The sequence below is a fragment of the Tunicatimonas pelagia genome (assembly GCF_030506325.1).
Lineage (GTDB): Bacteria > Bacteroidota > Bacteroidia > Cytophagales > Cyclobacteriaceae > Tunicatimonas > Tunicatimonas pelagia.
Genome location: NZ_CP120683.1, coordinates 1157327 through 1181848 on the forward strand (window position 1 = coordinate 1157327; position 24522 = coordinate 1181848).

Annotated in this window: 26 protein-coding genes and 1 CRISPR repeat array (1 of these 27 running past the window's edge); of the genes, 12 read left to right on the forward strand and 14 right to left on the reverse strand. The window is 43.8% G+C overall.

The window, feature by feature from the left end; genetic code table 11:
* A CRISPR array of direct repeats spans nt 1-707; the repeat unit is 37 nt; unit sequence GTTTCAATCCTTATTGTGGTGGATGGTAGTCTGTGAG (it extends 1336 nt beyond the left edge of the window).
* A gap of 211 nt (nt 708-918) precedes the next feature.
* The 12 genes from cas4 to P0M28_RS04755 all read right to left on the reverse strand — a co-directional run bounded on the left by cas4 (nt 919) and on the right by P0M28_RS04755 (nt 13174).
* The gene (gene cas4, locus P0M28_RS04700) at nt 919-1491 is read right to left on the reverse strand and encodes a CRISPR-associated protein Cas4 (protein WP_302208383.1); all 573 of its coding nucleotides are present in this window, start codon (nt 1489-1491) and stop codon (nt 919-921) included.
* The gene (gene cas2, locus P0M28_RS04705) at nt 1491-1781 is read right to left on the reverse strand and encodes a CRISPR-associated endonuclease Cas2 (protein ID WP_302208384.1); all 291 of its coding nucleotides are present in this window, start codon (nt 1779-1781) and stop codon (nt 1491-1493) included. The genes cas4 and cas2 overlap by 1 nt, the downstream gene beginning before the upstream one ends.
* Nucleotides 1778-2788, reverse strand: coding sequence for a CRISPR-associated endonuclease Cas1 (cas1, locus tag P0M28_RS04710; protein ID WP_302208385.1), 1011 nt, complete (start codon nt 2786-2788; stop codon nt 1778-1780). Before cas1 ends, cas2 begins: the two co-directional genes overlap by 4 nt.
* 97 nt (nt 2789-2885) lie before the next feature.
* Nucleotides 2886-3557, reverse strand: coding sequence for a CRISPR-associated endonuclease Cas6 (locus P0M28_RS04715; protein ID WP_302208386.1), 672 nt, complete (start codon nt 3555-3557; stop codon nt 2886-2888).
* The gene (locus P0M28_RS04720) at nt 3554-3928 is read right to left on the reverse strand and encodes a type II toxin-antitoxin system VapC family toxin (RefSeq protein WP_302208387.1); all 375 of its coding nucleotides are present in this window, start codon (nt 3926-3928) and stop codon (nt 3554-3556) included. Before P0M28_RS04720 ends, P0M28_RS04715 begins: the two co-directional genes overlap by 4 nt.
* A gap of 2 nt (nt 3929-3930) precedes the next feature.
* Nucleotides 3931-4167 carry a hypothetical protein gene (locus P0M28_RS04725; protein WP_302208389.1) on the reverse strand — a complete coding sequence of 79 codons (237 nt, stop codon included), beginning with the start codon at nt 4165-4167 and terminating at the stop codon, nt 3931-3933.
* A 43-nt stretch (nt 4168-4210) separates the two neighbouring features.
* Nucleotides 4211-6598 (reverse strand): CRISPR-associated helicase Cas3', encoded by a 2388-nt coding sequence (cas3, locus tag P0M28_RS04730; protein WP_302208390.1) that lies wholly within the window; start codon nt 6596-6598, stop codon nt 4211-4213.
* A gap of 33 nt (nt 6599-6631) precedes the next feature.
* Nucleotides 6632-7393, reverse strand: a complete 762-nt coding sequence (gene cas5b, locus P0M28_RS04735; RefSeq protein ID WP_302208391.1) for a type I-B CRISPR-associated protein Cas5b — start codon at nt 7391-7393, stop codon at nt 6632-6634.
* A complete protein-coding gene (gene cas7b, locus P0M28_RS04740) occupies nt 7380-8294 on the reverse strand; it encodes a type I-B CRISPR-associated protein Cas7/Csh2 (protein WP_302208393.1) in 915 nt (304 codons plus the stop codon). Before cas7b ends, cas5b begins: the two co-directional genes overlap by 14 nt.
* A gap of 61 nt (nt 8295-8355) precedes the next feature.
* On the reverse strand, nt 8356-10221 hold the full coding sequence (locus P0M28_RS04745) for a TIGR02556 family CRISPR-associated protein (RefSeq protein WP_302208394.1): 1866 nt from the start codon (nt 10219-10221) through the stop codon (nt 8356-8358).
* A gap of 212 nt (nt 10222-10433) precedes the next feature.
* Nucleotides 10434-10682: a DUF1016 N-terminal domain-containing protein gene (locus P0M28_RS04750; protein WP_436841392.1), complete on the reverse strand. Its 249-nt coding sequence runs from the start codon at nt 10680-10682 to the stop codon at nt 10434-10436.
* Nucleotides 10670-13174 carry a DUF3857 domain-containing protein gene (locus P0M28_RS04755; protein WP_302208397.1) on the reverse strand — a complete coding sequence of 835 codons (2505 nt, stop codon included), beginning with the start codon at nt 13172-13174 and terminating at the stop codon, nt 10670-10672. Before P0M28_RS04755 ends, P0M28_RS04750 begins: the two co-directional genes overlap by 13 nt.
* Nucleotides 13175-13347: 173 nt before the next feature.
* Between P0M28_RS04755 and P0M28_RS04760 the strand changes: the two genes are divergently transcribed.
* From P0M28_RS04760 to P0M28_RS04770, 3 genes are all read left to right on the forward strand, one after another.
* Nucleotides 13348-13488 carry a hypothetical protein gene (locus P0M28_RS04760; protein ID WP_302208399.1) on the forward strand — a complete coding sequence of 47 codons (141 nt, stop codon included), beginning with the start codon at nt 13348-13350 and terminating at the stop codon, nt 13486-13488.
* A gap of 213 nt (nt 13489-13701) precedes the next feature.
* A complete protein-coding gene (locus P0M28_RS04765) occupies nt 13702-15384 on the forward strand; it encodes a helicase associated domain-containing protein (RefSeq protein WP_302208400.1) in 1683 nt (560 codons plus the stop codon).
* Between the two features lie 330 nt (nt 15385-15714).
* The gene (locus P0M28_RS04770; RefSeq protein ID WP_302208401.1) at nt 15715-16182 is read left to right on the forward strand and encodes a JAB domain-containing protein; all 468 of its coding nucleotides are present in this window, start codon (nt 15715-15717) and stop codon (nt 16180-16182) included.
* Between the two features lie 47 nt (nt 16183-16229).
* On the opposite strand, the gene P0M28_RS04775 is transcribed toward P0M28_RS04770, so the two are convergent.
* On the reverse strand, nt 16230-16472 hold the full coding sequence (locus P0M28_RS04775; protein ID WP_302208402.1) for a helix-turn-helix domain-containing protein: 243 nt from the start codon (nt 16470-16472) through the stop codon (nt 16230-16232).
* 52 nt (nt 16473-16524) lie between these two features.
* On the opposite strand from P0M28_RS04775, the gene P0M28_RS04780 reads away from it, so the two are divergent.
* Nucleotides 16525-16860 carry a hypothetical protein gene (locus P0M28_RS04780; protein ID WP_302208403.1) on the forward strand — a complete coding sequence of 112 codons (336 nt, stop codon included), beginning with the start codon at nt 16525-16527 and terminating at the stop codon, nt 16858-16860.
* Here the strand turns inward: P0M28_RS04780 and P0M28_RS04785 are convergent.
* Nucleotides 16829-17020, reverse strand: a complete 192-nt coding sequence (locus P0M28_RS04785) for a hypothetical protein (RefSeq protein WP_302208405.1) — start codon at nt 17018-17020, stop codon at nt 16829-16831. The genes P0M28_RS04780 and P0M28_RS04785 overlap by 32 nt on opposite strands.
* A 148-nt stretch (nt 17021-17168) precedes the next feature.
* Here P0M28_RS04785 and P0M28_RS04790 point away from each other — a divergent pair, with 148 nt between their 5' ends.
* From P0M28_RS04790 to P0M28_RS04825, 8 genes are all read left to right on the forward strand, one after another.
* On the forward strand, nt 17169-17534 hold the full coding sequence (locus P0M28_RS04790; protein WP_302208406.1) for a helix-turn-helix domain-containing protein: 366 nt from the start codon (nt 17169-17171) through the stop codon (nt 17532-17534).
* 564 nt (nt 17535-18098) lie between these two features.
* Nucleotides 18099-18725, forward strand: a complete 627-nt coding sequence (locus tag P0M28_RS04795) for a hypothetical protein (RefSeq protein WP_302208408.1) — start codon at nt 18099-18101, stop codon at nt 18723-18725.
* A gap of 15 nt (nt 18726-18740) precedes the next feature.
* Nucleotides 18741-19433, forward strand: a complete 693-nt coding sequence (locus P0M28_RS04800) for a hypothetical protein (RefSeq protein ID WP_302208410.1) — start codon at nt 18741-18743, stop codon at nt 19431-19433.
* 73 nt (nt 19434-19506) lie between these two features.
* Nucleotides 19507-20226 carry a PD-(D/E)XK nuclease-like domain-containing protein gene (locus P0M28_RS04805; RefSeq protein WP_302208411.1) on the forward strand — a complete coding sequence of 240 codons (720 nt, stop codon included), beginning with the start codon at nt 19507-19509 and terminating at the stop codon, nt 20224-20226.
* A 40-nt stretch (nt 20227-20266) separates the two neighbouring features.
* Complete coding sequence (locus tag P0M28_RS04810; protein ID WP_302208412.1) at nt 20267-21040, forward strand: hypothetical protein; 774 nt, start codon at nt 20267-20269, stop codon at nt 21038-21040.
* A 207-nt stretch (nt 21041-21247) separates the two neighbouring features.
* The gene (locus tag P0M28_RS04815) at nt 21248-22252 is read left to right on the forward strand and encodes a hypothetical protein (RefSeq protein ID WP_302208413.1); all 1005 of its coding nucleotides are present in this window, start codon (nt 21248-21250) and stop codon (nt 22250-22252) included.
* An 85-nt stretch (nt 22253-22337) separates the two neighbouring features.
* A complete protein-coding gene (locus P0M28_RS04820) occupies nt 22338-23798 on the forward strand; it encodes an ISKra4 family transposase (RefSeq protein WP_302204760.1) in 1461 nt (486 codons plus the stop codon).
* 47 nt (nt 23799-23845) lie between these two features.
* Nucleotides 23846-24316 (forward strand): hypothetical protein, encoded by a 471-nt coding sequence (locus P0M28_RS04825; RefSeq protein ID WP_302208414.1) that lies wholly within the window; start codon nt 23846-23848, stop codon nt 24314-24316.
* The last annotated feature ends 206 nt before the right edge of the window (nt 24317-24522 follow it).

Sequence of the window (24522 nt, forward strand, 5' to 3'; positions counted from 1 at the left end):
AAAAACAGTTTCAATCCTTATTGTGGTGGATGGTAGTCTGTGAGAAACATCTATTTATCAAACAGGCGTACTTCTAGCCGGTTTCAATCCTTATTGTGGTGGATGGTAGTCTGTGAGAGGATACGGGGCAGATCCGTTTTCAATCTGTGATTTGGGTTTCAATCCTTATTGTGGTGGATGGTAGTCTGTGAGAATGCGCCGTCGTAATCAGGAACCCATTTCAAGATGTTTCAATCCTTATTGTGGTGGATGGTAGTCTGTGAGTCTTCACTTGTTTTATTTTTTTTGCAAAAACCCTGGGTGTTTCAATCCTTATTGTGGTGGATGGTAGTCTGTGAGCAAGTTTTCTGACTCAACTTCATACCCACCATCATTGTTTCAATCCTTATTGTGGTGGATGGTAGTCTGTGAGATGGTAAATTAGTGGCTCTTAATGTTAATCGCTTTATGTTTCAATCCTTATTGTGGTGGATGGTAGTCTGTGAGGCTCAACGCCGAGTGCTGTCCATCACAGCGGAAAGGCAGTTTCAATCCTTATTGTGGTGGATGGTAGTCTGTGAGAAAGTGACGTAAAATTTATTGAACGTGTGAATATAGTTTCAATCCTTATTGTGGTGGATGGTAGTCTGTGAGGATCGGTTAATCCACTGACGAAGCTCAGCCCGGGCAGGTTTCAATCCTTATTGTGGTGGATGGTAGTCTGTGAGACCTTCCCTTACGTAAGGGATTGTAATTGAGATAGTTACTTCTATTTTTAATAGTCTTATTTTAAAGAAATACAACATGTCAAAGAGCTGATTTAGTCATTAAAAATCTCATTTTCCGAAACTGCAACCTACTAATACACAACAGCTTACCCCATGATTTTGAGCTATCCGAAATAAATTCACCTATGGCACGCCCAATAAATAGTATTGTTTATCGGGTACAAATATTTCGGTAGGTACAATTTACGCATCTTTTCTTGTATTTGGTAGCCTTAGGATAGAAGTTGTTCTGAATGATTTGCTGAATACTTTCGGCAGCCTCTTGTACCAGTTTTTTGTTGTCTTCCTTAACAGGTATTTCTACCACCTTGTGTCGACTTCGCACGTAGATCAGGTAGCCCCGGTTGACCAGTTGTTGGAAATTTTCCTCAATTAACCAAGCATAACAGTATAATTGGGTTTGGTAAGTTTCAAATATCCGGTCTTTATATTCGGCAAACTTATAGTCCAGCGGAGCCATTGTGCCATCGTGCAATAGTAACACTTCGTCTACTCGCCCCCTCAAATACTGGTTGGTTAAATATTGATCTAAATGCTTTTCTTTTACCCCAATGCGCTTTCGCAAGTAATCTTTGTTGCGCTCTAGCTTCTGATCGTGAATTTCCCGCCCCCGCATCGCTTTATAGTCTTTTTCCTCATGCTGAGGAATCGCGAGTACGTATTCAAAGTAAGTAAAACGGGGGCAGTACAGGTACTCAATGATATGGGAGGGGGTTAGGCTCATCAGTAGAACAATGCTTTAATTTCGTCGGTAACGAGTTTCTTATCAAACGCCTGCCCCAACAGTTCGGTCTGCCGTAGTTCGTCCTTCGACATCGGGAAGATATACACTTTATCTCTGTCTTCATCCATCAGCCCCTTAATCTGCAACGTCAAACTATCTTTTTCGTTCGTAGTGAGCGTACCTAAAAAAACCGAATACTGTACCCGGTACAATCCTGCCTGCTTACAGGCTTTGGCAATTTTAGTGCGGGCTTTATCCTCTTCAATATCGTACAGTACCCAAACAATCATTTGATCGTATTTTCAACTACTGGTGCAATTAAACTGTTAGCAAAAGTACGGGCATCCATCAGCATAGCGTTACTGCGGGTCTGGTTACGACCCCGGTAGCGGATGGTCGCTTCTTCGGTATAGTCGTTAAAGGCCGTCACCAGTAATTGCTTTCCCTCCTGGTTCAGCGAATAGCCTTTAGTAATTTTATCCGTATGGCCCTGATTCACTTTTTTGGCTGAGAACAACCGAAATACCACCGTTTCAGCGTAGATACGATAGGGCTCGATAAAGTCAAATACGAAGCTAAGCTGGTTATAGTCATCGCGGTGCAGGAATCCTAGATATGGGTCTAAACCAGCCAAAATCAAAGTTCGTTCTACTTTGCCATAAAGCATACCATAGGCATAATTTAAAAACGCATTAAAGGGGTTTTGGGCTGGGCGGCTGCTCCGACCTGCAAACTGATACTCTTTGGCGAGCAGTTTACTCAGTGTTTCAAAGTATAATCTTCCCGAAGTTCCTTCTAATCCTCGTAAGGTATCAGCAATATCACTTACTACTTCACCCTGTAATTCCTGAATGGACAGATACAGGTTTTCTATCTGGCCAATTTTTTCATCCATAAATTCATGGTGCTGCTTTCGGTGCTTTCTCAGGTCTTTGATGAACTGAATTTGGTTGTCCACTTTCGTTAGTACCCACTCTTTGACCCACTTTACTCCGGTGACGTTCATACTAGCTACCAGCTGAGCTTTGCGAATTTTAGTTGTGCTGCCCAGCTTGCTATGCCACACTCGGCCAATAGGTTTACCGTACTGTTCAATAAACAGAATATCTACGTTATGCATCATGGCTAGCTTGATGGCATCGGTACTCAATGCGGTGCCCGTAGCCATAATAATACTTTTTACTTTATGGGCTGCCAAATGGCTTTTAGCCGTCTTCTTTTCGTCGGGCACTCGAATCTCAAACATCTGGTCTTTTACGTGCACGTAGGCACCGTAGGTATTGATGTGTAGTTGCATAGGATCAGGTTGCAAGTAGTGCTGAGTATTCTAAATTATAACTCACAATTCATCATTGTGGCGTTCACTCATGACTAATAGGATACTGGCGTTTAATTTACATAATCCGCCGAAGGGTGCCAAAGCCTCGGGATACGGCTTTTCCGATACCAATACTCTCGGGCAGGGCAACATTAGTAGTCAACTTCCCCTGGAAAGCTAGCATGGGCTGGTTTTTAAACTGGGTTTGTCGGGGTTGCACCTGTAGCTGTACCAGAATACGCTCCTCTTTCGTGAGAAACACCCCGATTCCTTTAAAAAAGCTCAATACATTTCCGGTGACAATACGCCGCAACAGTGCCGTCTGCCCCGGCGGGGCCAACCGTTGGTAGCGCCGATAATTTTCCTGATTCAGGGCCATCCATAACGTTTGAAATTGATAAGTGAACAGCTCATCGCTGACTCCAATTTCGGGAGTGGCACTCTGAATATTCTTGCTCATTACAGGGTAGACAGCGTCTTCCAATCGTATTTCCTGAATTTTTAGAAAAAGTTCTGTAAGCAGCTGGGCCCCTTCCGCTAGTCCGACCAGGGTTGGCACCTTATTCAGTACTTTATACTGTACTAACGGATAGCCGTAACGCAAACCGCCCCCCTCCAGATGGTTATGTAGCAGTGGGCTATGATCCTGAAATAACCTGCCTAGGTAGCCCCGTAATTTATGAGCGTCGCGCGGGGCGAGCGCAATCTCGGGAAACTGGATATTGACGGTATGAATAGTGGCACTCATTCCTCCCGTTCTTCAAAAGGGTCGGTGATTTTTAGTGATGCGATGTGACTAAAATCACCTTTGTTTCTACTCAATAACGTTAGCTGATGCTTTAAAGATGTAGCCGCGATCAGGGCATCGCCCAACGACATTTTTCTCTGCTGGCGTAGGGTAACTGCTGCCTCTAAAATGGTGTGAGAAATATCGAAAATAGTAGCTGCCCGAAAAAACCGTTCAAAGTATACCTGGTCACTCTCTGCCAAGTTATGGTAACCCAATACCTCCAAGTAACTGATGGCTGAGACATACACCGGCTGATCTTCGCTAAGCTGCTGTAGAAAAGCGTGTTCCGGTAGCGAAGAATAGATAATAATATTACTATCCCACAGCATCGCTAATCTCGGAAGGGTAGTTTACGATCTTTCCTTTGCGCTCGTTGCCAACCTACGGGATCTTCAATAGTGGTTTGTAAACCACCGTTCTGGTGCCACTCCCGAAGGACATCGGCTACTGATTCCTTGTTTTGTGTTTCGCCGCTTTCCTCTTCTACCTGAACACCTATTTTTTCAGCAACTTCCCGGATGAGCCTGAGATTATCTTCGTTATCGGAATGCAGGGTTAGTGTTTTCATATTTTTAGATTTTCTGTTTAAAGATACCAAAGGTTGTCACGCTTTAAAAATGCATTATAGAGCGAGGGTGATACCCTATATTCTGTGAGTAATCATCTTCATTATAACTGTAAAATGAAGAGGGGTTGTTGAACTCAGATAGATAGAAGTGGTACTTAGTCTTTTCACTATCAAAGTCTATTTCTTTTTGGTCATAGGGGATAGGAGCGTTAATTACGAAATCGTAGAAGGTAGCTTTCAACTTTGAAAAAGCAGCTTTCTTCTCATATTTATTTAGATTTTCATTGTCATAAATATCTGTAAATTTACTCCATACAGTTATTGCCTGATCATTAAGTTGAATAAAGATAGATTCCGTGTTTTGATCTTCAATGAACTTAAATTTCCCTACTGAATCAAATTGAAGTTTTGCTATAGCATCGCTAATATCTGAGGTAACATTCTGAGACTGTATATGTACTTCTTGGAAGTATCGTTTTATCAGTTCTAAATAATCTTGCTCTTCTATCCTTTTCACACCTTTCAGTACGTTGGAAGTTTTAATTAGTAAATCACGACCATAAATTAGAGAGCTTGCTTTTTGAAGTTCTTCAATCTGGTATAGATACACTTCAGCGGGTTGAGGGTTTTCATTATAACGATTAGCCCTGCCCGCTGCCTGAATGATAGCATCCAAAGGTGCTTGAGCACGAAAAACCGTATGTACTGAAATATCTACGCCAGCTTCAACTAGTTGAGTAGATACAATTACCTTTCTTTTTCGTGTATTCTTCTCCTTTATAAGGGCGATGATTTTTTTCCTCTCGTAGGGAGTAATCAAAGTTGATAAATAGTAGACATCGCTCTCCGACTCTACACTAGCTAACCTTTCAAACAGCTCTCTTGTCTTTTGTTTGGTATTAAGGATGATCAAGACGTTTCGGTCGGGATGATTATGCAAGTAGTTAATAACATCTACACTAAATTTATCGAAAGACACTTTTTTATCCGCACGATTGACAAGACAAGTTCGATTGAAATAGCTAAAGTATTTTTCAAAATCAGGTACTACTTCTGTTATTTCTTTCTCAGGTTCAAAGATCAAAGGCTGAGTAGCAGACATCAATAAAAAATAGCAATTGTATTTTTGTCCAAGAACGTCAAAGGCCTGTCTTATTAATGGCCATAGTTGATAATTTATTTGCTGCACCTCATCTAGAATTATGATTCCATTCATCAGATTTGGAAACTTCAGTAACTTGGTCTTATCATTAGTAAACATCGTTTCCAATAACTGGACGAAGGTAGTAACCACGATTTCTGATTGCCAGGTTTCCATTAGAAATTGACTTTTTTGAGAATCAAATTCATCCTCACCTTCTTTATAAGAAGGTTCGGCTAGATGGTGGTGCTTAAGCAATACATTTGAATCTGGGTAATTAAAGATTTCCTGGAAAACCTCATAGTTTTGATCAATGATTGAGGTAAAGGGAATTGTAATTATTATTTTTGAGGTTGGAAAATTGAGTATTTCTTTCAAAGTCAGTGCAACTCCTAAGGAAGTAATTGTCTTCCCTAGCCCGGTAGGCAGAGTCAGAGAATATAGATGTTGATTAGGATTAAATATCCTTCTGACATTTTCAATTGATGAAAAGTAAGCTTCATTTTTGCGACGATCGATTTCATCTGAAGGGTTATCAAACTTCTTTGCCTCTCGGAATTTTTGGAGTGCATTATAATCTAAGCCTCTGTTTTTACTGACTACTTCATTCTTAAAAAGAACGTCGCTTTTATCAGCAAATAGTAAGGTAGAATAAAGCAATTGATGTAAATAAAAATATTTTGTCTTATCAGCTAATAGAAGTTCTGTATGAAAACCGTTTTCAAGTTCATCAAAGAAGAAGTCTGCCAGTTCACTCTCAAACTCTTGTTCTGACACATATTGCAAAAAATTATCCCATGAATATTCAGCTAATGTGCTAGGAATAAGCTGTTCATAAAGCTTGAAGCTACCTTCACTAAAATTGGCTGCTTGTTCTATTAACTCTTCTGACTTTTCAGAGTTTCTAAGCAGTTCATTGTCATAATTTCCTATCTTTCCGTGATGCCTTTTTACAGCAGTGAAAACAAAAATTGGAAGTAACAACTTGTCTCTTTCTTCTAATACTACTTTATCCGTATATGCTTGACAAACTTTATAAGCAAGCAAAGCAGATATTAGTGCATGATTTTTAGGACCTATTATTTCATGACTCTCAGTAAGTAAGTAGTGCTGGAAAAACTTGGTTGCCTTACCAATATCATGTAAGGCACCTGCTATATACGATAAATCAGCGATAACACTTATATCTACATCAACTGACCATTTCCTTTCCAAAATCAGTTGTCTACAATTATTTCCTACAATTTGAAGATGATGAATTAGGGGCACGTTAGGATGAGAGTAGATCATTTGTTTTTGCTTATACCTTCATTCATAAAAGTTTTATAGAAAACTGATATTACCAAAATCAGAAATAGACCAGTAGGATCGGATGTTTGCATTTATTGGTTTCCCATTTTGCTCAATAATAATCTCACTGTATTCCCGAATAATACGATCCCTAGTCATCACTATAGGCATTGTTTCAGTAGCGTAGCTAGTATTCTGGTCAAAATTTATTGGTTTCTCTTCGTACAGCCTATTGAGTTTCAAGGCAGTTATGACGTTCACAAAATTGCCGGGGTTGTTATGCAGCTCATTAGCTTCAATAGTGTCTTCATACTCTAAGTTTGCTGTACACTGGCTAATTCCTAGATAAGGTGTAAAATGATGCTTTTTATTTATAAGGCACTTTTCCAACTCATTAAAGACCAACTCATCTTTGTGGAATAGGTATACCCGAAAGTATACATCCTTCAGCATTTCAAACTCTATCTGAGTACGGTTGGAAATGTTAAAATAACTACTTGCTGACTTATCAGTATCGAGCAAATTAAATCCTATGTTAACCTTTTTGATTGGCTTCAATATCTGAATGCCAAAACAGGCATTTGTGACATCGAAAACTTCATTTACCGGTATGGTTCCATCAGGAAACTTTCCGGGCGCGAGTTCTCTCTCAATACCCAGGATAGCACCCAGCATTCCCGAAAGTGCCGGCGGAGTGGGAATAGGATAGGTGAGAGGCGATGAGGTAGTATTAAATTTTCGGAAATGAGCGTATTCACCAGAAATAGTAAAAATAAGAGCTTTAGCTGATCGCATTAAGTGTTACTTTTCCGTTCTGTAATGATAGTAAGTTGCCCTGATAGGTCAATTGCAAACGCCTATCAAGCTTAATTTCTATGTTATCAATCTTACCTTGATACGACTTGAGTTCATCAATAAGGTCATCTAATGCCAGAGAGAAATCTGTAAGGCTTCGTATTTGCAGGTCGCTTTTATCAATTGCTTTTAATTTGAGCCTCTGCCTTAATCCACCAATATAAAAGGGCTCCTTGTAAGTAATTGATAGAAGTAAAAGCGGATTTTGTCCAAATTTAGAGCGTGAAATTAGATTCTTAGTGCCTTCCCATATTCCTTCTGTAAGTAATTTTTTGTCCTCCTCTGACATAAGAGTGTACTGAGCTGCTTTCTCGTTAATGATACCGTTGAAGCCTATAACAGCATAAGGAATTTTATATTCGGTACGAAAGGTAGCCTGTCCTTTACCGGCAGTAGAAGCAAATGCTCCCGTTCCCTGTTCTGTTACGACTTCCACCGGGTGAAGTGACTTACCCATCTGAAACTGTGTTGGCCCAGTAAAAGTAAGAGAGTCATTTTTCAATGGTAATACTCCACCGAAGACTCGGATATCAATACATTTCTCCAGTACTACTTCCTTTTTTTCACTAAAGGCTTTGGCTCGTTCCTTGGCATCGTTTAAGCCCCCCTTCTCGTACTTGGTTTCTCTCACAAAGATATCATTTCCATTTTCACCATTGTAGCCTTTATATTCAAACCAATAGTCACGAATAGTTCGTTTAAGTCTCACATCAGATACTAGAACTTTGTTCTCCTCACTGTCGAAGCGGGGTCGGTTTTCGTTCAATGGATCACCATTAGGGTTAGTGTTTTCAATTTCGTATAGAAAAAGAAGCTCGGTACGATTTTTAATTGTTGGCATGTGTAGAATAGTTATTAGATAATTGTTTATAGTTTAAGTAGCATCTTGCTAAGATATTATATTACTCCGGTTGATCTTCTGTTACTTTCTCTGTTTTAAACTTCCTTCCGAATTCAAGTCCAGCTACAAAGTAGAATGATAGCTCATTGTTTGATATTTTACTGAGGTGTTGGTACTCCACTGTAAAAAACTGATTAATCACATCCCGCAAATTACTGTAGGCATAAAAGTTTTTTTGATAAAGAGCTATTTTATTGAGAGCTTCTATATATATATTTCTTAGCAATGCTGGATTTAGATGATAGCCTTTTAATTTCTTTTCAAAGGGAGTGTTTCCGAGACTTGCATTTTGAATGTCCAGTAAGAAACGAACGAGTATCCCTACCGCAAAAACACCTATCTTATATTCCTCGTCGAGGAAAGACTTATTTTTCTCAACGAACTGTTTAAACTTATCTGAGTCAAATCGACTTTTGTTTTCTGAGATTTCTATAATATCCATATTGATATCGTTTTGATTGTAATTAATAATATCAAGTTCTAAAAGGTAAGCCAGGCTGATATGTGCTTTCAAAAGAGAGCGATATGTGTTTTCTACAAAACCATCAGAAGAGTGCATCTTATTGTAGTTCTGCCTAATCACTCTCATGAATTTAGTGTACAGCACTTCTTTGGATAGAGGTAGACCTAAAAAGACTGTGTTAACTATCTCATAGAAGTCCTCCGCAAAAAATGTTTTTAGAACACCAAAGCTAAAAGTAAGATTCACCTTTTCTTTTTTTACTACCAATGCGTTTTTGTAAAGCGGACTTATATTGATTTTATCTGGCACCTGCACGAAAAGCTTATTGAATCTGGAAGGCAGAATCTCCTCTAGCATAAGCTTGATCTTAATTGCTTTAGTAGTTGGATTTTCCTCGAAGAAGAGAAGGTTAAGCGTAAAATGATTATCCTCCTTTGCAATAGTTCTCATCAGATACTCCTCGGATTGTTTAATAACATGACCTTCTTTTAATTGATAACCAACACTCTCGATTCTTTTTAAGGCCTTCTGTAAACTCTCTATATCTTGGTTTATTACCGATTTTGGAATTGCATAGTAGCTTTTTCCGTAAAAATATTTCTTCAGATTTTGCTGCACATAGTTACTTCCTACCTCAAAAATGAGCGCACAATCCGAGCAAATTGGATAATTTTTCCAATTGGTTTTTTGGTTGAAAAAACCACTGACCATCCCCGTCTTATCAACGGTGGCGTACTTAAAGGGTGAAGCAAAGCCGTGAATCTTTTCTTTTTTCTCCAAGCAAATTGAACATAGTTGGTTTTTTCCTTCTGATATAACGCTATACTTGTTGGATTTACCTTCAGTGCCATTGGTTAAAATTTGATATCTAATAGTCTTAAAATCGCTCAGATACCGAATTTCCCCATCTACAACTATTTTCAGACTGAAGCCACAAGATTGCTGCGCTTTTTTATCTAGTGCACCGTGCTCCTCGATCAACTTACTCTCCAATTCCTCATAGTGCTCTTTCACATAACCCTGCAACGAATTAAAAATCTCATATTCTTTCTGAAGATTTAAACTCTTAGCAACATCTGGAATAGCTTTTAACTGCTGCTTGGCAAACGTTTTAAATTTCTTTGGAACACTACTTAATTTTGTGGTGAAGGTAATATCTCCCCCGCGAGCGGAACCTTTACGATATGCATAGCGGTCAAAGTTTTTTTCACTTACCACTTCCATGTCTGTTCCCTCAAAAATGATTGAAATATTGTCTTCAGATTCAGTGCAAGCGAACACTAGTAAGAGCATACTATAATTTTGCCCAGGGAACATATCCTGCACAAAAACTTGATAAGGATCGGTTAGTGAAGATTGATCTAATGTCAGTTTACCAATAGCAGTTATAGCTCGGTCTTGCATTTAGTATAGAATTATTTTCAAGCGCACAATCATCTAGACAAGTTGGCGAACAATCTATTACTTTTTGCCTAAACATCAAATACCCAATAATGGAGCTCCTGTTAAGAAAAAAACAAAAAACTACTCCATTATCATTACATTTTTTAGGCGATGAGATTCAATAAGATTCTCAAAAGAGATGTCATACTATTCTCTCAGGTCGGCTGGAAGTTCTAGGAAGCGTAGAACCGGTGCTGCTGTTCATTATCAATACGAATGAGCTTAAGGTAATGGGACCAACTCAGTTGGAATTCCGCAGACACTGTCTGCGCTTTTGCGTAGACCAAAAAGAATGACCGCATCTGCTCGAGGTTACGCACTGAAAATCCTCGGCCAAATTCTTTCTGCAATATCACTGATAAATTTTTGATGTTTTGCTTTCCGTAGGCAGCCTGTTCTTTTTCTATAACTATACCGGCGATGTAGCCGCTTGGCGATACTGTTTACAGAATGTGCTTTTAGCCCGCTCAGAAATATGAAAGTAGGGAATCCAGATGGCCGCTCCCACCAGCGTACGGACCGTGTCCCGGTAGGTACTTTGCTGCTCCTCACTGGTAAGCTGCCCTGGCATGATTTCTTCTAATAGCCAGATATCCAATAGAGGTACAAGAAGGCTCAATACGTAATACACCGTAATGAGTCGGGGTACACTGGTTCTACGCTGAAAGAATAATACAATGAGTAGTAGAGTGAAAATCAGAAAAAGCACATTGTATACCAGCTCAAATCCAAGGAAGAGCGCGAACTTGACCGGATGAGCCACCTTTGAAGTAAAGACATTGTCCCAGGTATGAACGTTAAAGTAATCCTGAGAAAATACGTCGCCCAGCAAGACAATTGGTGAGAGGCATAACCCGATAGCCGGTAGGATCAGCCAGCTTCCAATAGACTTATCTTCAGCATACTGCCAGGGAGGCGGATCATACTGCTGGTAAAGCTTAAGGCTAAAAAATATACCTAGTCCCGTAGCCATTAGGGTGAGTACCACGGAGATCAAACTCAGCGAAAAGCCATCCAGGCTGGCGTTGTAGGTAAGATAATAGGAAAGTTCATTTTCTATCCGCTCATGCTCACTGAGCAGCGGCTCTACGACAGCGGCTGGAACATACGCCTGGTTCAGGGAATAATTATGCGTAGCCAATACCGTATTTCTTTCACTGGTAATAAAGTTACTGTACGTATATCCTGGCCCGGTTATCTGTTCCTGATCAGTATCTATCGACCAGGGTGCCGGCAGATCTACCTGGGTGGTCTGGGTAAATGAAAACGGCTCACCCAGATAATAGGGCATGCTTCGTTCAGCCGAACTGGGGTAGCTGATCTGCGACGCTAGTACCAATGGATAAATCTCACCGTAGATATACGAAGAATCCGTGGCGGGTTGCCAGTACTCTTTGATCTGGTAGTGCTCTTCTACGATCACCTGATTAGTGCTGTAACGATTGTAGTCATAAAACCGGATAGAGTCGGAAGCTGTAATGGTGGGATACAAATTGCGGTAGTAGTCCAGGTAATTTCGCTCGATAGAAGATCGGGCACTATTCAGAAACTGGCTTCGTATTTCATCCGCTTTAGAACCCGTGTATTCCGTTCGTACGACCATCTCCGCCCCACCTCCGATGGAGTCTACCGTAATAAGTTCTTTGATCGCTGTGGTAGGAACTGCTTGGGTAGGTAGTTCTATCAGTTCAGCACTACCCGGTTTGATCAGTAACCCCCAGGCGTAATTGGGGAACGCCATAGTTTCCAGATTACCTCCCTGGTTGGCAATGGTTGGGTCTACGAAATAGTCTCTTCCTTGAAAGCGGAAGTTAACCACGCAGTGATTAAATGCATGGTAGCTAGGTAAAAACTTCGTAAGCGCGTTACCAAACTGGGTGTGTACTAGTAGTGGATAAGCCTCTACTCCTTCCGACCGTAATAAAGCCACCAATAATAACGACTTATCTTTACAATCGCCGTAACGCTGCTGAAAGATCTGCTGGGGCGGATGGGGTTGATAGGCGCTAATCCCTGCCTCAAAGCCTAGGTAGCGTATATCGTCCTGAACCGTACGAATAATGGACGATAGTTTTAGCGACGGGGTACCCGCTTCCATCGGCACTGGTTTCCACTGGTTGACCTCCCGTTCAGCGTACCGGTACAATGGCAAAGCCCAATCCACGACCTCTTTCCAGTCGGTAAAGCTAGAAAGGGACACCCGCCGATGGGGATCGTACCAGCCGGGCACATTCGTATCGTATAACTGATTATCCAGTGCTGGCTGATCCCAGGTGTAGTCAATGATGCCGTTTTTCTGTTGTATAGCAGGAGCAGAGGCCCCTTCAAAGAGCCGATGACGCAGTGCTTGTTTGGAAATTACGCGTTGATAGATCCGATTCACCGGCACAGTGTGCTGCAAATAGAACGTAGTAGCGAAATGATTGTGGTGAATGGGATTAAACCCTTTCACCGAGTAAGCATATTCAATAACATCCCCCTTCCGAACATCCGAAAGGTTGACCACCGCGGATAATGAGCCATCGTACAGAGCCCGCTCCATGCTAGTTTCCCGCTGAAAGGTCTGTAGGCGACTTTCAGACAATTTGTCAATGACCTGATCGTTCCGGATCAACCGGATACGGTGCACCGAAAGGCGTTGGTAGGAAGGATCAAAGGTCATACTCAAGTCGGACATAGACTGTACTCCATCAGCATTGAGTACTTTGACCGCGTAGTGCCGGTAGATCGTTTCTTGGGGAATATGTGTCTGCTCATTAATAAGCAGGTACTGATAGCCACCCTCACCTTCCAGAATGTTTTTTTCCGAAAAAGCAATTGTATGAGTCCAGGCAGGAGAAGCAGTTTTAGAAATGGTCTGTCCCCAGGCAATGGTGCTACTTAGGAAAATCAAACCCCAGGAAAGAACATGCATATTCACCAATTTTGAGGTAAATATATAATAAATTTTATAATTAATATAACTTTAATCTTAATATATAGTTCTGGATAGGCTCTATTGTGCCCACAGCAAGTCTTCCTACCGGGTGATAGCGGGATACCTTCCAGCAGCTAGCTTATCTTCACTATTAGTAGGTGCTGTCGTTGTTGCCTATTTTTCTCCTTACGCTGGTAGTGATTGCAGCAATTCCCCCTACATTAGACTACCGACGAGACCGCAAGAAGAAGTATTTGAATATTGCTAAGTGGCTAACTGAACAAGTACAAAAGGATAAGAAAGAGGCCTGAAGCAGTAGGACTACCAATTCCGCAGACAGCGTTTGCGGAATTAAGTACCTCAAAAAGACTCAGTACGTTTGCCCCAGATTCTGTTAAGAAAAGTATTGACTAAAGTCCTTTTATGCCCCCACCGACAATAGCGTCAAACATACGCATACCTTATTTAAGTTAGTCCGATAGAACAGCTTGTCTCTTTGCTACAGACCCCTAACTTTGGGGTTGATGCTTCAGGAACTACAAACCTTCTTCTTTCGCTTCGGCCACTGCTACGTACCCGCCCGCGATGCAGCCTACCAAGATCTTTACCGCTGGTGTAAGCAGGTGCGCGACAGCCGTAGCCGCCTTTCCGACGACCTGATTACGGAGCTAGACCAACTGGGTTTTGATTGGCAACTACACCAGCCCCAGGCCCATGCCTGGATGTTTCGCTACCATCAGCTCCGACAATTCTATGAGCAACACGGGCACTGCTACATCACGGCGAAAGATGATGCCTCGCTCTACAAGTGGGCCACCCGGCAACGCAGTAACGAACGAAGCCTGTCCGAAGAACGCCGGGCATTGCTCAAACAGATTCACTTCCCCTGGCAAGCCGATATGCAACGCCGTAAGGAAGAACGCTGGCAAAGCCACTACCAGCAACTACGGGACTTTCAACAGGCTCACGGTCATTTGGTGGTACCGGCGCACGATACGCGCTACCATTCTTTGGCTTTATGGGTACAGCGGCAACGCGACCGGGAAGAGGAACTCGATGATGAGAAACGAGAGCAACTCAACGCCATTGGCTTTCGCTGGAAACATATACTGGCTGATGAAGAAGCGCAACGCTGGCCGCGCATGTACGAGCAGTTGAAAAACTTTGTTCAGCAGCACGGCCACGCCTGGGTACCGAACCATTCAGATGACTACCCTCAGCTCGCCAGTTGGGTCAGCCGACAGCGTCAGCAGCTAGAACAGCTCAGCGACGAACAAAAAGCCCAGCTCAATGCGGTGGGGTTTGCTTGGAAAGGAGACATCGTTCGGATCAAACGCCAACGTTGGCACGATAGGTACGAGCAGTTGAAAAACTTTGTTCAGCAGCACGGGCACTGCCGGGTTCCTAATCAGTATCCGCTTAATCCCGAACTGGGCCGTTGGGTGGAGATACAGCGTACCAACCCCCGGTTATCACCGAAACGGCGCGCGCTACTGAACCAACTGGGCTTTACCTGGTCGGAAGGCTTTCGGGCCGAGCGGAAGCAGCGATGGAAAGAACGCTACGGGCAACTCCAAGCCTTCTTCGTTCAGCACGGCCACAGTCAAGTACCGGAAGGCTACGCTGATCATCCGGATCTGGCCTTATGGGTAAGCTACCTACGCCAGCACCCCGAACGAGTAACTTCCCGGCAACGCAAACAATTATCCCAACTAGATTTTCGATGGTCTGAAGACTTACAAGCCCGACGAGACGCTCGTTGGATGGAACAGTACCGCAAGCTAGTGGCCTTTCGGCGGAAGCAGGGACACACCCGCTTGCCTATCACCCACCCCGATCAGAAGCTAGCCCGCTGGGTGGCCAAGCAACGCAGGAACGAGCACAAACTATCGCAAGAGCGAAAGAACCTACTCAACCAAGTAGGCTTCACCTGGCGAAGTACCTATCGGCAGGTGCGCCAGCAACAGTGGGACGAAAAGGTGGCCCAGCTGCAAGACTTTCACCAGCGGTACGGCCACTGCCGGGTACCCTACGATTGGCCGGAAGACAAGTCCTTAGCGCGTTGGGTCTCCCACTTGCGACGGCGTAAAGCGAAGCTGACCGAAGAGCAAATAACTCAGTTAGATGCCTTAGCTTTTGTCTGGGATGCCAAGGTCTATACCTTTCAGAAGCCCCCAATGGGTAAAACATCGGATACGGGCCAATAGTCAGCACCGGTAGTAGTACGAACCTTCGCTACTTTGGATAAGAAGATTAGCGGTTCAATAGATGGGTGACTAACAAGAGTTTAGCCCAATTACTTGCCCGAATGATCCCTTTGATGATGCAAATGTAGTTGATAGGCCGATGTGACAAACAAAAGAGTTCGTCATAAAGCTCACACATTGAGCTAAGCGAGTATAAGCCACTTCCTTTTGGTCGCCACCGCACCGCGAAGGCCTCGCCGCGAAGGTCGCGCTGGGCTGAGCTATCAACTGTGGGGGAAGCATATCAAATGTTTCACCCGGCAAAAAACGTTGCCCTAACTCAATGCTCCCATGTCTATCTTACCAAAATCTTTGTTTAACCAAGTAGCGGAAATCACCCTTCACTACCAAAGTACCGTAAAACCTTCGCAACGGCCTAAAGTTACCTGCTCGAGCGATGCTTACACCATTTTTATAAACCACTGGAACCCGCACCAGTTGGAATTACAGGAAGAATTCAAAGTCATGCTACTTAACCGGGCCCATAAAGTATTAGGTATTGTCAACATCTCTCTGGGCGGAATCGCCGGAACCATCGCTGACCCTAAGCTAATTTACGCGGCTGCACTGAAAGCAGGATCGTCCTCCATCATAGCAGCCCACTCCCATCCATCCGGAAATTTGACTCCCAGCCGGGCTGACCTATCGCTAACCCAAAAGCTTAAAGAGGCTGGAGAATTCTTGGACTTACCGATGCAGGATCATTTAATTGTTACCGCTGAGGGCTACTACTCATTTGAGGACCAAGGAGTGCTCTGAAGCACTCTTTTCTATCATGGTTTGGCTTCCCTTTTTCGTGATTTGGTTCACCTACCATCCGTCGGCTTAGTTAACAAGTCACCCGCTGACACGTCTAGTGCATCCGCTATCCGACAGACGTACACAATCGTTGCCGTACTGGTGGCCGCCTCGTACCGTTTAATTTGCCGTAAATCCAGTCCTACCACTACGGCTAAATCCAGCTGGGTAAGTCCTTTCTGGGTACGGTATCGGCGAAGGTTTTCAGCAAACGTGTGTAGTATCGCTTCTTTATCACGAGAATCACTCATAAAAAGGAAGAAATACTTTTGCATCAATCAAAGGGTGACATATATTGCACTTATGGATATTTCTGAACGAACGCTGTTGCAGCAGTATGTAATGCATGTTACAAAGCAGTGTAGAGTAAGGGATGTATCCTTACCCCGATCACTAAAGCGGGTGCAACGATACCTTACTGACTTCCATGGATCAGTTGGTGTCCCTTCCGATAATCTATCGAACCCTATTGATCGCTATCCATTCCTGGCAGCACTAAAAAAGAGCGTTGTTGTTTACTGGCGAATGGAAGCGGATGTACATATTGAACCACCTGATTTTCTGATAGACGTTATTGATTATATAGAACGCATCTCGCCGTACTGGTTCAGTTACCAACAAGGACAGTGGCTAGAGTAACCCGCCCACCCTTCAACGGAGAGCCGAAAAGGTCAATAAATCCTTTGCCACCAAAGCCCGTCATCGTTTTCGCACCCAGTCCACCGCCCCACCCTAACGCTGACTCGCTTTCGCGGCCGCACCACCGAAAGTGGGTGATGACCGAAGCACATTGACTCATTCAGGAAGCATTCATCACCTACCCTCGTTTTTTGCCCTACCTGTTTACTAGGGTGTTTCAGCTAATCAATGGATCCCGTATAAAAACCGCCAAACAATAGGACAAAATACGATAGATGTAGTACATTGCTAGAAAAATATACGTAGTTATGCCTGACCCTACGAAAGACGTACATCAAAAATTCGCCGAAGTCTTAGAAGCCTTGGGTACGAACGCTTATCAGCTCAGCAAACAGGTGGGCCTGAATAGCCCCGATAAGTACTACAAAATAGAAAAAGGTCAGGTTAAGCCTAGCTACGATACCATTGCTGAAATAGTAGCTCTTTACCCCCAAGTAAACGTCAACTATTACTTTAAGGATGGTGTGCCCATGCTGGAAGAACCAATGACTTCACAAAAGGCAACACCCCGGAAACTGCCCGAGGTAGCAGCATTACGCATCAAGCACCTAGAACAACGGGTAGCCATGCTAGAAGCCCAAAACCAGGAACTCACCGCTCAATTACTCAGATAGTAGCCTAGCCACTAGACTGCCTATAATCTGCTTAGTCCGTCAGACGGCTAGACCGGTCTATCGAGATTACGCGGTAACCGCCCGCACAGTCCACCGATTTGGGCCCACCATCTTCTCTATCCTTCAAGTTAACCCGCCGATCTACGCACGAGCCCAATCTCAAACCCTCAAGGGAAGATACACTGCTTCGTTCACTCAGCACCCTTGACCGTTTGTATCGGCGGGTGACGGTGCTATTGTGGGGGAAGGCTAGCAGCGATGGCGGGCCCTCATGCCGTCGTTTCTCTTTTTTGTGGGGGGAAGATTAACTGCGATGCAAGGGGAATGCCAAAACTATCTATAATACGTATTTATTTATTATAATTTACTAAAATTTGACTGCTATTTACTTTGAATAATGCAATTATATATACCTAATAGAGCGAATTTTCTTTATTTTATACTATATATTTATTTAATTTTAGTTGTATATCAGGAGTATTATAAGTATATTTATAGTATAGTTCAGATGGATAGCGCGCGCGCCGAACGAACACAGTTTTTACCTCTAAATTTTTAACAATCATGGCACGAACAAAAAAAGAATCCGTTACCAATGAAATTACGATGAACCCTACGGATACTACGGTATTGATAGACCGCCCCGTTAACTTTTTTGAGCAGGGACACGAAATACCTGAGAAGCGTAACCAGTTTATGAAGTTCGCCCCCGGCAAGAACCGCCTCCGTTTTGTGGGCAACCCCGTCTCGGGTTTTGTCTTCTTTGGCAAGATTGAACGGGAAGACGGCAGCGAAACCATTAGGCCTTTTCGCCGGACAGAAAGCGAAGGCGAATTCTCTTTGGAGGAAATGATTAACCGCGATGCCCGGATAGGCAAAGACGGTGAACTAGAAAAGCAAAAATACTTTGTGGCGGGACTAGTCTACAACTACCAGAAGGCAAAGCTACAAATACTGGAAATTACCCAAAAGTCTATTCTGAAAGCGTTGAAAAGCTACGTGGATAGCGAGGAATACGGTCATCCCGCAGGGTATGATCTGACCATTAATAAGCAAGGGGACGGCTTGAATACTGACTATTCGGTGGTTGCCAGTCCACCCAAGCCCCTATCCAATGAGATTGAAACGCTGGTCGGTGAGACTTCTTGCGATCTGGATAAGCTCTTCGCTGGGGAGTATCCGCTTGGATAACCTCTCATACACAACATGGGGAATAGTACTCCCCATGTTTCTTTCAATCGCTTTTACCGATTTATTGATTATTCATACGCCTTTATGTTACCCAACACCAATCCTATTAAAGCTACTTCTATTGTTCATTTTGAGCGAGAAGTAACCCGAAAAGTTCAACAGCTTGCTCACCTGCTTTCCCTAGTAGAAGAAGTCCATGATGAAAGCGATAAAGCGATGGTCTCCGCCACCATCCGCGAGGGAAAGCAGTTTATTAAGCATGTGGGCAGTGTCCGCCGGGCATATACTGACCCACTTCAACAAAGCATTAAACAGTGGATTGCCAAAGAAAAGGAATTGCTCGCTCCGATAGCCACCGCTATCGAACGGGCAGATAGACTCATCCAGCAGTTTAATAAGCAAGTAGGCCTCCGGCAGCAGTCCGCCATAAAGCGGATTGATAAAGAAGAGCAACAAAAGCAAGCGAGCGAACCTGCCAACGCCGAATTGATTGCCCAAGAACACGAGTTCAAACGCCAAATTGCGGTTGCCCAACATAGCACCGAAGGAGTCCGAAAGGTTTGGACATTTGACGTAGAGAACCTAGCGGACGTACCGCGTGAATACCTTATGCTCAATGAACAGAAAGTCAGACAAGCCATCCGTTCAGGCGAACGCCATATCCCAGGTTTAACTATTTTTCAGAAGCAACAAACGGTTTATCGCTAGGAGCGGGGAGCTTGGGGCAGGGAGTAATATAAGCATCTTAAATAATCCGCTTCTACTCCTTACTCCAAGCGGAATGCCGCCCAGCCCCAAGCCCCAAGCCCAGATTATGGATTATTACCAACTACCCCGCATTAGCAATAGTGATTTGACGATTGCCATGCATTTAATTACCCATACACCTTACAAGAAGCCCGAAACGGCTTTCCGTTTTGGTGGTGTGTTTCACGAACTATTACTAGAGCCTGAGAAGTTCCGAGCGGAAAGCTGTGAGGGACTGGATATACGATTATTGTACCGTATGTACCGCACGGTCATCAGTAATCAATACTGTCAGTCTTTGTTGCAGGACAGTGAGAAAGAAAAGGTTGTTTTGTGGCAGGAGTCGACTACGGATATTGCATGTAAGTGCAGGCTTGACGTGATTGCCAATCCGAATAGTGAAACGCCCTATGTGGTGGATTTTAAAACCACCTCAGCTAGAAACCTTCGGGCATTTCTGAACTGCTGCCGGATGTACCACTACGACCGTCAGATGGCTTTCTACGCCGATAGCATTGGGGCAAAACAGGTATGTCTGATTGGAGTTAGTAAGAGTGCCAAGCGACTGTTCTTTGTTCAGAAGTACGCTACTAGTGCCTTTGTGGAAGAGGGGCGACGTAAGTATCGTCACCTATTACGGAAGGTACAAGAACGTGATCTTTTTGAAGCTATTTACTATGCCCGAAATAATGGCTCTCACGAACCCGGCAGTACGTCAGTACAGGAATCTCAACTGACGTATCACACTGCCTAATTTTTCGAATTCCTATTACCCATTTCCACAACCTTATCTCATGGAAAAGACCATCCACCGCTTCTTCGAGAAGCTCGCCGAAAGCCTGTTTACTCTACCTCCGATTATGATCGGTATGTTTGCCATGTACGCTTATCTAGTGTACGAGAGTCAGGCATTGCTGATTACCCAACTGCCAGAAACCCTTATTGGCTGGCAGCGAGAAGTGGCCGCTTGGTTTCTGTCGGTAGCCATTCACCTCACTATTTTGACCACCGCTGCCAATAGTAAACTGGTACACCAAGCCTTTCCAATACTATTTGCCATCGCGGGCTACTTCATCACCACGCTCTTTTTTGATGCCTGGAATTTTGAGAAGTCGCCAAAGGGTATTTTCGTGAGTCAGCTGTTTAGCCTCTTGATTGCGGTGATCAACTATTTATTCGTCTACCTATTCGTCGGTAAGTGGAAAGAGATGAAGGGAGAAAAAGAACTTACCGAAACGTTGCAACTCGCTGAAAAGACATCACAAGGGCTTACCGAAGAGCTTGAAATCGCTAACGAAGCGCGAGTCTTGTTGCAAACGCAACTCAATAAGCAGCAAAGCGAATTAACAGAAAGTAAACAAGCGTTAGTAAAGCTCCAGCAGAATTTTACCAAGCAACAGCGAGCGCATCAGGAGGAATTACGGATGGTGGCCGAAAACCGAATGTGCCTGACCTGCGGGTACCAAGCCAAAAGCCGTCAGCAACTTTCTCGCTACAAACGCGATTGTCAGCAGTGTATTCAGCGGCGTAGTCAGAAAAAGAACTTGTTGAATCATCAAGACGCATGAAAAAGAAAAGGCAACCCTAACAGAGTGGCCCTTTCTATGCATAAGAAGTATTATTTCAAGACACAAATGTACGTAACTTGTTTAAATAATACATGATTAAATTAAACATTTTTTAATTTTTCTTTGTATTACTCATATAATCGCCCGTATTTTGTAATAATTATTGTCGCTTTTGTTGTAAAAACTTACTTGTATTCTTCTTAGCATATGCAGTTTGAATTGGATATTCTCACGCAGTGTATCTCGGGCTCCCTATCGCTTTCCCACATTCGCCGTAGCGATCTTTCGCAGCCTCGTCATCTACTCAAAGAACGTTTCCCGTTTTGTCTCAAGCACTACTGGGTAGTCTATACCCGAAACCAAGATTCATGGCAACTACAATCATTTGTTCGGCACTGTCTGGACGAACTGTATGAGCTACCCATCACCTATCCTGACCAGGTGTACCCTTCGGTTGAAAAGGGACCTTATGCTGCTATGCTTCCCTCCCTAGCAGCGTACTTTCAAGTACCGATGGCGGATGTTGCTTGGACAACCTATCATCAGAAAGAGCATGAGCTCATTGTTGAACTCATCGTGCTTTCAGAATTTGATCAACTAGAACCCACGGAGATATACTTTCACTACTACCAATACGTATTGGAAGAAGAAGCCGAGCGCATCAAGGAACAGTGGGCCCGGACGATCTTTAGTATACCTAAAGAAAAGACGATTCGCCTCTATTTACGTAACCATCAGCAAGCCTTGCTTCGCCTCAAAGAACAAATACTACCATATATTCAGGAAACTGAGCATGAACACTTAGACCGTTACGCCCCGGTGTTTTGTTTGGAAGATACCTACAAGGCCATGTACAGTGTAGTAGATGAACTCTTGATGCATTTGGAACATCAGTACGGAACCTATTTAGACCTGGAGGCGCGGCTCTCCTACCGGAAGCGACAACAGTCGTTACGAGAATTAGCTTCCGAGCTTAACTGGTTGCAAACGCAACTACCTCGCCTGCCTGAGGTGATGCGTCCCTTGGTGCAAGCCCCCCTGGAAAAATTGCACCAGCTACCCTACGACCACCAATTCACCTATCAGCAACTGGCTTACGGTCGCTACTGGCTTAAAGTATTGATCAAAGTGTTCCGCAAAGCGAAGACTATTACAGGTCTAGTCATGCTCAAGGGAGCGATCCAGGCTGATTTTAATGATTTGAGTGTATAACGAATTGGGTGCAGAGGAAAAGCGAGTGGGAATGCAGAGATTCCCTTAATTTTGAGGTCTTCAACCACCATCAAAAAAACTCGCTATGGAAGTAAAGGAAGCAAAAATCAACCAGATAAGACAACACTTAGATCAGATAATAGCCCAAATGGATGCCCGAAGTAAAGAAGGAATGAGAATTCATCAGGTAGAGCGGTCTTTGTTTACCAGTTTATTGCAGTTAGGTTTTCAACTGTTAGAATACTACATTTTGAGTATACAACAGGTAGTCGCTGTTCAGGGGGTTCCCGTTGATCGTGCAGGGGAAAAGATGAAGAACACCGGGCTGCGTAGTCGGCCTTACCGAAGCATTTTTGGCCCGTTATCCATTGCCCGCCCCAAGTATTACTCAACCACTGGTAAGAGCTATTACCGGCTGGACGAAGCGTTGGGCTTACCCAAGAGCAACTATTCTTACGTATTGGATGATTGGTTAGGGTATGGGGCCACCGAGATGGACTTTGCCCAAAGTGCTGAGCAGTTGGAGCGCATCTTAGGTCATCCCCTAAGGGGTATGCAAAGCCAACGGTGTAGTTACAGGCTTTGCGAGCAAGTAAAAGACTTTTATGAGCAACAAGCCTGGGAAAACATAGAAGATGGTACTCATTTGAGCGTAGGCTTTGACGGTAAGGGGGTGCCCATTCGTCGCAGCGAAACTCAGCGAGCTGAGGAAAGTACGGCGGTTCGTCTGAGCAAAGGACAGAAGAAGGGGGTCAAAAAAGAAGCCACAGTAAGCCTGAGCAGTTCGTTTACCCCGCGGCCCCGGCAGGCTCAAGAACTCTTAGAGAGCTTGTTTTGCCCTACCCATGAGCCGCAGAAGCCCGATGGAGGGCATACCTGGCACGAGCACAAGCATCTACGAGCCTTTCTCTCAGACAAGGTAGGGGCCATCCGCTACGGGGTGGAAAACCTACTTCGGCGCGATGCTAGTGCAAAAAAGCCGATCATCGTTTTGATAGACGGTGACCGAGCCTTAGAAAAAGCAGTTCGGCAAGTGGTAGAAGAAAAGAAAGTTACCCATCGGGTAGAGGCCTACGTACTGGATTTTATTCACTTGCTAGAGTACGTTTGGAAGGTGGCTAACGCTCATTGGGGGGAGAAGCATCCCAATCGTTTTGCTTGGGTGAGAAGCCAAGCCGCCTTGTTACTAGACAGCCAGCATGATGAGGTACGACAGCAATGGCAAGTTATCTTGCAACAGGCTACCTTGTCTCAATACAAGCGTGACACTGTCCAACGAGCCATCACCTACCTGACCAACCATCAGCATATGGTAGATTACAAAACCTATCTACAGCTAGGATTTCCTATCACCACCGGAGCGGTGGAAAGTGCCTGTGGACATTTTGTAAAGAGCCGTATGGAGAGAAACGGCATGCATTGGGGAAAACAAGGTGCGCAGAATATGCTCAACCTACGAGCCGTCAGAAAGAACGGCGATTGGGACAACTACCTACAAACAGTAGTCAAACACGAACAACAAGCTCTTTACCAAAAAGCTGCCTGAGTTACACCCTTTTTGTTATACACTCTAATGATTTGAGCATGCTGCACATGCTCACCGACTATTTACAGCAAGATATTAATCAGCAACCTGATCCGTTTGCCCGGTTTCGCTACTGGCTCAAGGCCGTCCGACAAATACCTATTCAAAGTCCATTACGTTACCTGCCCACCTTACCCTCACTTCAAGAGCAGGTAGAGGGGTGGCTGCAGGAAGAATTGGCCTACCGGGAAAGTTTAGCGGATGAGGGTTCCGTACCAAGAGCCCCCACGGCTATTCCAACCAATTTATCCGTAAGTCAATGGGCCTTGCTGCTACGGGTAATGAAGGAAGTAGGTATCCTGAAACCGCAGCAGCAAATGGACTTGTTTCGCACCTTTGGACAAATCCTCTCTACCAAGCGGGTATCCCGGATGTCTATCGATAGCTTGCAATCCAAGTACTACAATGTAGAAGATAGTACTCGTAGTGCCCTTCAGGAAAAGATCCACCAAATGCTGCAAGCAATACGACAAGCGTAGTGATCAGGTCACTTTGTTAAGAAAAAGTTGTAGGCACCTACACCCATCGGTAGTGATCCAGTGTATTAATACTACCTGTGATACATGACTCCAAAGCGGGTGAAATTCTCATAGAGATTTCGATCAAGCTAAAGCTAAAGCAAAAACAACTTTTTTTTAACTTTTTTTTGCCTGATAATCAATAGTTTAGGTAGGGTTGTACAACC